We start from the raw sequence: 9,205 nt of genomic DNA on the forward strand, positions 1-9,205 counted from the left end.
TAAAAAAAAAGAGGAGCCATAATAGCTTCTCTCTTCTTTCAAATCTAATTATCCTCTTAACTCTTGTCTGTTTTCGTTAAGCATTTTGATTATTTCTGATAGGTTAACTTGTGTGTTTTCAAGAAGTTCGTCTGCGTAATCTCTTGCGCCTTCTCTAATTTGAGTAGATTCTTCTTTTGCAGATCTTAAAATTTCCATAGATCTTTCTTCAGCTTCTCTCACAAGTTCGTTTTCGTCAATAATTTTTTCTGCGTGAGCTCTTGCTGCTGCAATAATTTTGTCAGCTTCGTCATGGGCTCCATTAATTATGTCGTCCTTGTCCTTTGCAATTCTTTGTGCTTCAGAAACTTCTCCTGGAATTTGCATTTTTACTTCGTTAACAATTTCCAAAAATTCTTCTCTGTCTACCATTACCTTATTTGTTAGTGGTATTTGTGATGATGTTTCAACAAGATCTTCCAATTCTTCAACTAAATCAATTAAATTCATATCTTCCTCCTAAGTAATTTTTTCTTCATAGCTTCTCCTACAACAGGAGGCACGAATAAATCTGTATCTCCGTCAAAGGTTGAAACCTCTTTTGCAAGTGTTGAGCTCACAAATAAATTTTCATTTGATGCCAACAAAAAGACAGTTTCAACGCCGTCTTTGTAATGCATATTTGCCATGGCAAGTGTATATTCATTAAAATAATCAGAAGCTGATCTAAGTCCTCTTACTATTACTTTACAATTTTTTTTCTTTGCGTAATCAACGAGAAGTCCGTCAAAGGAATCTATTTCTATTCCTTCCATGCCATCTAAAACTTTGTGAAGAAGTTCTTTTCTCTCTTCCACAGTAAATAATCCTTTTTTTGAAGTGTTGTCTAAAACTGCTACAATCACTTCTCCAAAAATATCCTTTGCTCTCTTTATAATGTCTAAATGTCCATTAGTCACTGGGTCGAAGCTACCCGCATATATTGCTTTCATCTACATCCCATCCGCATATGGAAATGGAAGTATTTCCATATTTTTTATTTTTTATTTCTTTAAAGCCCTCGCCAATTAATAGGGGAACATCTGTATTATACTCCACAATTAATTTTCCATGGGGCTTTAATAATTTATTTTCTCTAATTAGTTTAAAGGCTCTTTTATATAAGTCACGCCTGTCAAAGGGCGGATCCATGTAAATGTAATCGAATTTCACATCTAAATTTCTTAGGGCTTTGTTTAAGTGGTCTTCAATAAGAACTGCTTCATCTAAAAATTTTGCCTTTTCTAAATTGTACTTCACGCAGTCCATGGCTTCCTTTGACTTGTCAACAAAGTAAGCTTTCTTTGCCCCTCTTGATATAAATTCAATTCCATTTGCACCGCTGCCACAGAATAAATCTAGGACAAGGTCGTCAAAAAAATTTTGACCTAAAATGTTAAAAACAGATTCCTTTACCCTGTCTTCTGTGGGTCTTGTATCAAGACCCTTGGGCGCTTTTAATTTGAGTCCTCGTCTACTTCCTGAAATAATTCTCATAAAGCCTCCAAATTAGTTTTATTTTACCATAAGTCAAGAAATAATTAAAGATATTAGTTTAAATCAGAATAAAAGTCACTTATTTCTCTATTTAAATAAAAATATTTTTTACTCTCTAAGTTTGGATCAACTTCCAAAATCTCTTTCACATCATCTGCTGCATATTTTAAAATTGTTTCATCTCTAAAGGGATCAGCAAGTCTTAGGTTTGGCATGCCCGATTGCCTTGTGCCCAAAATGTCTCCAAAGCCGCGAAGCTCCAAGTCCTTGTTGGCAATGTAAAATCCGTCATTGGAGTCTGTCATAATTTTCATCCTCTCCCAAGAAATTTCACTCTTGGAAAGATTGTAGAGTATGCAGTAGGACTGATGAGTGCCTCTTCCCACTCTGCCCCTTAATTGGTGAAGGGTTGAAAGTCCAAAGCGCTCTGCATTATAAATCATAATGACAGATGCGTTAGGCACATTTACTCCAACTTCCACAACTGTTGTTGATACAAGTAAATTTATTTTATTGTCGGCAAAGTCATTCATAATTTTATTTTTTTCATCTGCCTTCATCTTTCCATGAAGAAGTCCGACCCTAAAGTCAATAAAATATTTGCTCAAATCTTCATAAACTTTTTCCACAGCCTGCAAATTATCGTAGTCTTCATTTTCTTCAATTAGAGAACAAATAACATAGGCTTGTCTTCCCTTTTCTAGCTCTGATTTTATAAAGGCAAGAGATTTTCCCAGCATATTTTCGTTTATGGCAATGGTCTTAATTGGCTTTCTGCCCTTTGGCATAGTCTTTATGACAGATATGTCTAAGTCTGCATAGAGAACAAGACTTAAACTTCTTGGAATTGGAGTGGCAGACATTACAAGTGTGGCTGCATCCACATTTTTATTTTGCAGCATATTTCTTTGGACAACGCCAAAGCGGTGCTGCTCGTCAATTACATTAACTCCAAGCCTATGAAATACTACATTTTCTTCGATAAGGGCGTGAGTTCCAATTAGGATGTCAATAGACCCCATCTCTAGGTTGTCTAGGATGTCCCTCTTTGCACTTTTTGTCGTTGAGCCAATAAGTAAGGCGACCTTTACTCCAAGGGGCTCTAAAAGTTCTACAAAAGACTCAAAATGTTGCTTGGCTAGAATTTCTGTTGGCGCCATTATAGATGACTGGTAGCCATTTAAGTAGGCAAGATACATTATAATTATGGCAATAATTGTCTTGCCGCTTCCAACATCGCCTTGGATGAGCCTATTTATTGTCTTTCCCTTTTTCATGTCATCAAAGATTTCATCCACAACCTGCTCTTGACCCTCTGTAAGTTTAAAGGGAAGCTTATCTATAAAATCAAAAATTTCATCTTTTATTTCAAATTTTATGGCATCTCGCCTTTGGTTTTGAAATTTATTTTTTAGAATTGAAAGTTCAAATAAAAATAATTCTTCGTAAATTAATCTCTGGCGAGCCATAATATAATTTTTTCGGGACTTTGGATAGTGAATTGCCCTTATGGCATCATTCTTGCCTATAAAAGAATATTTTTCCAAAATTTCCTCTGGCAGATTTTCTTCAAAGAGATTTAGGTCAATAACTTGGTTAACTAAATTTTCAAAGACAAAATTATTTAGACCTTCCGTCAAATTATAAATTGGAGAAATTTTCCCCAGTTTTTTTAATTTATGTATATCTTCGATTTCTGGACTAGATAGGCTGACCCTTCCCCTGAAAAAATCTGCCTTGCCATAGACTAAATATTCTCCGCCAATTTTTATGAGAGAGTTTAAGTAAAAGGCATTGAAAAAAGAAAGCTCCACTTCTCCACTTTCATCTTCTGCCAGAAAACTTGTGAGAGTGAGACCCTTTCTTATTCTCCTACTTTGAAGTTTTGATAGGATCCTCACCTTGAAGGCATTTTTTTCGCCAATCTTTGCCTGGGAAATCTTTACAATTTTTGAGCTATCTTCATACCTTCTTGGATAGTACAAGAGTAGGTCCTTAACTGAATAGATTCCAAGCTTGTGAAATAATTTTTCCCTCTTTGGTCCAATTCCCTTTAAATTATTTATAGAGTCACTTAAATTAAGCATTTTCTCACCTATTATAAAAGCCCAAAGAAAAACTTCGGGCTCATAAAAATTCTAATTATTCTAATGAAAGGATGTAATAATAAATTGGTTGATCTCCCTCTATTACATCTATGTCAATGTCTGGATATTTTTCTTCAATAGCCTGGCGAGCTTCTTCAGCATCTTCTGCTTTCACATCTTCTCCATAGAAAAGTGTTACAAGAGAAATATCTTCGTCCATGAGCTTATCTACTGTCTCTGTTACAACATCAAATACAGTCTTGCCGCTTGTGATTATTACCTTGGCTGCAATGCCTATGATGTCGTCCTTGTGAATTTCCTTTCCGCCAATAGTTGTGTCTCTAACTGCATAAGTTACTGATGCGTCAATTACACTTCCTATAGCTTCTATCATATTTTCCTTGTTTTCATCTTTATCTAGGTCACCATTAAAGGCAAGCATAGCTGCAATACCTTGTGGAACAGACTTTGATGGAATTACAATAACATCTCTATCAGAAATGTCTCTAGCTTGTTCTGCAGATAAAATTATGTTGCTGTTATTAGGAATTAGGTAGATGACTTTTCCGCCAACCTTGTCTATGCCCTTTAAGAAGTCTTCAGTAGATGGATTCATAGTTTGTCCACCAGCTACAACATAATCTACACCAAGGGATTTGAAGGTTTCAGTCATTCCATCGCCCATGGAAACAGTTATAAAGGAATAATCCTTTTCTTCAATTTTTTCTTCCTCTTCTTCCTTCTTTTTGGCTTCAGCAACTTCGCTATCGTCAAAAAGAACTTCCCTATGTTGGTATCTCATGTTGTCGATTTTAATATCTTGAAGAAGACCAAGTTCGCAAGCGTGTTGCAAAACAATTCCTGGATCATTAGTGTGAACGTGAACCTTAATTATGTGACTTCCGCCACCGCCAACTACAAGTAGACAGTCTCCAAGAGGAGCAATTTTTTCTCTAAAAGAATCAATGTCTTCGTAGTCAGTATTTATAATAAATTCAGTACAATATCCATACTTAAGAGATTTGTCAGCTTCAGTAAATTGAATTTCCTTTTGTGCCTTTTTCTTCAAAGTTTCATCTTCAGATTGGTCAGCTATGTCTTCGCCCTTTAAAACCTTAAGCCCACCTTCAAGAAGGACAACAAGACCCTTGCCACCAGCGTCAACAACATCAGCTTCCTTTAAAACTTCAAGAAGATTTGGCGTATTGTCAAGTGACTTATTAGCTTCAACAATTACATCTTCCAAAAACTTTACTAGGTCTTCAGCCTTTTTGTAATGTCTTATGGCAAAGTCTGCAGTTTCTCTACCAACTGTAAGAATAGTACCTTCAATTGGTTTCATAACAGCCTTATAAGTCGTTTCACTTGCCTTTTTAAAAGCGTGAGCAATTTCAGCAGTGCCAGCTTCATCTAGACCTTCTAAACCTTCAGAGAAACCTCTCAAAAGTTGAGAAAGAATTACACCACTGTTGCCTCTAGCTCCCATAAGGGCACCACGAGCTGCAGCAGCAGAAACATCTGCCACTGAAAAATCTCCTTCTAAAGCATCAATTTGTTTTAAGGCAGATTTTGATGTAAGGCTCATGTTTGTACCTGTATCTCCATCAGGAACTGGGAACACATTAAGTGCATTGACCTCTTCCTTTCTGGATATTAGATAATTTACAGCACCTTTAAAAATTTCTTTTAATAAAGGGCCATTAATTTTTTTTATTTCCAAAATCTTACCTCCACTATTTAAGTCTAATACCTTCTACCAGAACTTCAATATTATCAACTTCAAGTCCTGTCAAATTTTCTATATTAAACTTAACTCTTTCTATAATATTTTCACCCACTGTAGAAATTTTTACTCCATATTCAAGAACAACATGAAGTTCAATAGAAATTTCATTTTCTTCAGTGTTTACAACAATTCCCTTTGACAAATTTTCAAATCTCAAAAGTTCAAAAATTCCATCTGCGGCATTTTTTGATGCCATTCCAACAATTCCGTAGGATTCCATTGCTGAAATTCCAGCTATGTTAGCAAGTACGCTATCTTCTATCACAATATTTCCAAGTTCTCTATTTATAATTGCCGGCATGAGGGCACCTCCTTATCTAATTTATTATAACAGAATTTGCAAAAGATTACGAGATTTTGAAAAATTCCTTTGTAAAAAAAGTGAAATTAGTGTAAAATAAGAACATATTGAAAAAATTATTTGCACTTAGCATCATTTTTTGATAAAATATTTGTTGCTTAATGACTAAAGGAGGTGCGTTATGGCTAAAAGATGTGAAATTTGTGGAAAAGAAAAAAAATTTGGAAATAAAATATCTTTCTCTCACTCTCGTTCTAACAGAAGCTGGTCTCCTAACATTAGAAGAGTTAAGGCTGTAGTTAATGGATCAAACAAAAGAATCAATGTATGCACTAGATGTTTAAGATCTGGTAAAGTAGAAAGAGCTATCTAATTAAGGGTCTTAGCTAAGATCCTTTTTTTGTGGTCCTTTACATAGTCTCTTGCCCCTTGCAAGAGATTTTTTATTTTTAATAAAATTTACAAAAAAAGTTCCCTGTCACTTAGGGAACTTTTTTTTCTAAATTTTTATCTAACTTAATTTTTCTAAAATAATTTTTCTTATGTCCTTAATTAAATATAGGGAACCGCACCACAAAATCATGTCGCCATCGCCAGCAAGAGATAGAGTCTTTTCCACTGCTTCTTCCCTATTTTTTATTGGGTAAATTTCTTTTTTTGAAAACTTTCTAAATTCAGCTTCAAGATCTTTTAAATCTGTATGCCTATCACTATCAATTTCTGTCAAGACAATTTTATCTGCTATGTTTTCTATTTTTTTAAGTATATGGTCGTGGTCCTTGTCCTTTAAGAGACTAAAACCCAAAATAAGTTTATTATAACTAAATTTTTTAACGCTCTCTTCAATTCTTTCTATAGAATCTAAATTGTGAGAGCCGTCAATAATAATTAGTGGATCTTTTGATAGGCATTCAGTCCTTCCAATATTTTTTGCCTTTTTTAATCCCACTTTTATTTTTTCTTCGTCAAGCCCATAGTCCTTCTTTAAAAAATCAAGAACCATTAGGGCAAGGGAAGCGTTAAGGGCTTGGTGGTCGCCAATCAAAGAAATTTCCACATTCTTATGATTTCTAAAATTAAAAATATTTCCCTCTTCATTAGAGCTTAAAATCTCAACTTCATCTTGGCTAAATTCCTCAAAACTTGAATTTTTTTCCTTGCTAAGTTTTTTTAGTTCAGCTCTCGCCTCTTCATCTTGAGGGTAAGAGAATACTTTGGAGTTCTCTTTAATAATGCCGCCCTTTTCATGGGCAATCTTTCCTATGGTATCGCCCAAAATATTTGCGTGGTCAAGAGAAATGTGGCAGAAAACTGGAATGGACTTTTCCATTACATTTGTGGCGTCAACTCTTCCACCCATTCCAACTTCCATTACTGCAAAATCAAGCTTATTCCTTGCAAAATAAAGGTAAGCAAGGGAAGTTAAAATTTCAAAACCGCTTACAAAAATTTTTTTCTCGTCAAGTTCTTCTACCTTTTCTCTAACTTCTGTTGCAAGTTTTGCAAATTCTTCTTCTGAAATTTCTTCATTATTTATTTCAATTTCTTCCCTAATATTTGTGATGTAGGGCGAAGTAAATTTGCCAACCTTATAAGCATTTTCCCTTAAGGCGCTGGCTATAAAGCTTGCCACTGACCCCTTGCCATTAGTTCCCGTAATGTGTATAATCTTCAATTTATCTTGTGGCTTTCCGAAAATTTTTAATAGCTCTTTGATGTTATCTAGAGTAAATTCTCCAAGAGGAATATTTCTATTTTCAAGCCAAGCCACTGCTTCTCTATAATTCATATAATCACCTTACTTGAAATAGTACCAAAATTTTTATTCTCATTCAACATTTTAGTGTACCAAAATTTATTTAATTGTGGTAAAATAGAAAAAATAATTAAATGGAGGTAAAAAGATGAATAATGAAATTCGTACTAGAGATTTATTCATAATCGGTTTTGCACTTTTTGCAATGTTTTTTGGTGCAGGAAATTTAATTTTTCCACCTTATCTAGGACTTATATCTGGTCCACAATGGTGGGTTGGATTCCTGGGATTTACAATTACTGATGCAGGATTAGGATTACTTGCAATTATTGCTCTTTCTAAATATGATGGTAACTTAAATGTACTGGCTTCAAGAGTAAATAAGACTTTTGCAATTATTATTTCAACAGCAATTATTTTATGTATTGGACCTTTCCTTGCTACTCCTAGAACTGCAGCAACTACTTACGAAATTGGTATATTGCCAATCTTTGGTGAATCTGTAAATAGATATTTGTTCTCCGTAGTATTCTTTATAATAGCTTGCCTATTAAGTATTAGACCTAGCAAAGTTGTTGATATTGTTGGAAAGTTTTTAACTCCTTCACTAATACTTTGTATGGCTGCCCTTATAATAAAGGGAATTGTAAGCCCAATTGGTGAAATTGCAAATACTACTATGATCGATAATGTTCTTGAAAAAGGAATTACTGATGGATATCAAACAATGGATGCTATTGCAGGATGTATGTTTGCTCTAGTTGTACTAAATGCCGTTAAAACTAGAAATTATTCTTCGCAAAAATTAGAAATTAAAGCAACTATTTTATCTGGTATTATAGCAGCAGTATGTCTAGCAATTATTTATGGTGGACTACTATATCTTGGCGCTCAAACTTCAAGCCTTGGTGTATATGATATTAATACAGACAATACTAAGCTTCTTGTAGATATTACAAATAGAGTTCTTGGTGGAGTTGGTGTTTATATCTTGGCAATTATAACTGCCCTTGCCTGTCTTACAACTGCAATTGGTTTAATTTCAGCTGCAGGAAATTTCTTTAATGAACTAAGTAAAGGAAAAATTTCTTATGAAATTATAGTTGTTATTTGTTCAGTTGTATCTTGTGCTATTTCAGTTCTTGGTGTAAGTCAAATTATAAAAATTTCAGCACCAATTCTTAAAATTCTTTATCCGTGTGCAATGACAATAGTTTTGATAGGACTATTTAACGAAAAAATCAAAGACGATATTGTATTTAAAATTCCAGCAATTGTATCTCTAATTTTTGGATTCCTATTTGTACTAAAGGGTATGAAGCTTTTAGGAAGCTTTGGAGATGTTTTGGATTCTTTCCCACTAGCTAAGTTTGGACTTGGCTGGGTTGTTCCAATGATCCTTGGACTTGTTATTGCAATGATAATTTCAAGCACAAGAAAGACAAAGACAGCTTAAATAAAATTTTAACTTACAAAAAATAAAGGCTCTATGTCAAATATTGGGGAGACTCGTTAACTCGAGTCTCTCTTTTCATTTAAAAATCAATACTTATGCGCTAATAGAATATTAAAACTAAAATAACTAAAAAACTACTAAAAACAAGCATAGCAAATAAAACCCCTAGGGGTTTTGCGAAGTTTTCCTGTTTTCCTATCATTACTTACAAGCAAACATAATTCTCTTTCTAAACAAATTAAAATTTTTCATACCAAAACAATTTCTCTTTAACGTCTTTATCTTAGTATGAGTTCCTTCAAGT

General features: G+C 34.0%; 10 protein-coding genes. 2 read left to right on the forward strand and 8 right to left on the reverse strand.

Features of this window, described 5'->3' with window-relative positions:
• Window positions 1-48: 48 nt before the first annotated feature.
• The 6 genes from HGPG_RS04025 to HGPG_RS04050 are packed head-to-tail and all read right to left on the reverse strand — an operon-like array spanning window position 49 to window position 5,689.
• On the reverse strand, window positions 49-489 hold the full coding sequence (locus tag HGPG_RS04025; RefSeq protein ID WP_019124780.1) for an ATP synthase subunit B family protein: 441 nt from the start codon (window positions 487-489) through the stop codon (window positions 49-51).
• On the reverse strand, window positions 486-971 hold the full coding sequence (gene coaD, locus HGPG_RS04030; protein WP_019124781.1) for a pantetheine-phosphate adenylyltransferase: 486 nt from the start codon (window positions 969-971) through the stop codon (window positions 486-488). The genes HGPG_RS04025 and coaD overlap by 4 nt, the downstream gene beginning before the upstream one ends.
• Complete coding sequence (gene rsmD, locus HGPG_RS04035; RefSeq protein ID WP_019124782.1) at window positions 949-1,515, reverse strand: 16S rRNA (guanine(966)-N(2))-methyltransferase RsmD; 567 nt, start codon at window positions 1,513-1,515, stop codon at window positions 949-951. Before rsmD ends, coaD begins: the two co-directional genes overlap by 23 nt.
• A gap of 53 nt (window positions 1,516-1,568) precedes the next feature.
• Entirely contained in the window at window positions 1,569-3,602 is a 2,034-nt protein-coding gene (gene recG / locus HGPG_RS04040; RefSeq protein ID WP_019124783.1) for an ATP-dependent DNA helicase RecG, read from the reverse strand.
• Between the two features lie 55 nt (window positions 3,603-3,657).
• Complete coding sequence (locus tag HGPG_RS04045) at window positions 3,658-5,322, reverse strand: fatty acid kinase ATP-binding subunit FakA (RefSeq protein ID WP_019124784.1); 1,665 nt, start codon at window positions 5,320-5,322, stop codon at window positions 3,658-3,660.
• 13 nt (window positions 5,323-5,335) lie between these two features.
• On the reverse strand, window positions 5,336-5,689 hold the full coding sequence (locus HGPG_RS04050; RefSeq protein ID WP_019106948.1) for an Asp23/Gls24 family envelope stress response protein: 354 nt from the start codon (window positions 5,687-5,689) through the stop codon (window positions 5,336-5,338).
• A gap of 181 nt (window positions 5,690-5,870) precedes the next feature.
• Here HGPG_RS04050 and rpmB point away from each other — a divergent pair, with 181 nt between their 5' ends.
• Window positions 5,871-6,062 carry a 50S ribosomal protein L28 gene (rpmB, locus tag HGPG_RS04055; protein WP_019124785.1) on the forward strand — a complete coding sequence of 64 codons (192 nt, stop codon included), beginning with the start codon at window positions 5,871-5,873 and terminating at the stop codon, window positions 6,060-6,062.
• 138 nt (window positions 6,063-6,200) lie between these two features.
• Here the strand turns inward: rpmB and HGPG_RS04060 are convergent, their stop codons facing one another.
• Window positions 6,201-7,478 carry a bifunctional folylpolyglutamate synthase/dihydrofolate synthase gene (locus tag HGPG_RS04060; protein WP_019124786.1) on the reverse strand — a complete coding sequence of 426 codons (1,278 nt, stop codon included), beginning with the start codon at window positions 7,476-7,478 and terminating at the stop codon, window positions 6,201-6,203.
• 115 nt (window positions 7,479-7,593) lie between these two features.
• Here HGPG_RS04060 and brnQ point away from each other — a divergent pair, with 115 nt between their 5' ends.
• Complete coding sequence (brnQ, locus tag HGPG_RS04065; RefSeq protein ID WP_019124787.1) at window positions 7,594-8,901, forward strand: branched-chain amino acid transport system II carrier protein; 1,308 nt, start codon at window positions 7,594-7,596, stop codon at window positions 8,899-8,901.
• A 201-nt stretch (window positions 8,902-9,102) separates the two neighbouring features.
• Here the strand turns inward: brnQ and HGPG_RS10680 are convergent.
• Window positions 9,103-9,205: transposase (locus tag HGPG_RS10680; protein ID WP_147629751.1), on the reverse strand; the 103-nt coding region annotated here is incomplete at its 5' end.

This window comes from Peptoniphilus grossensis ph5 (assembly GCF_000311825.1).
GTDB lineage: Bacteria > Bacillota > Clostridia > Tissierellales > Peptoniphilaceae > Peptoniphilus_A > Peptoniphilus_A hominis.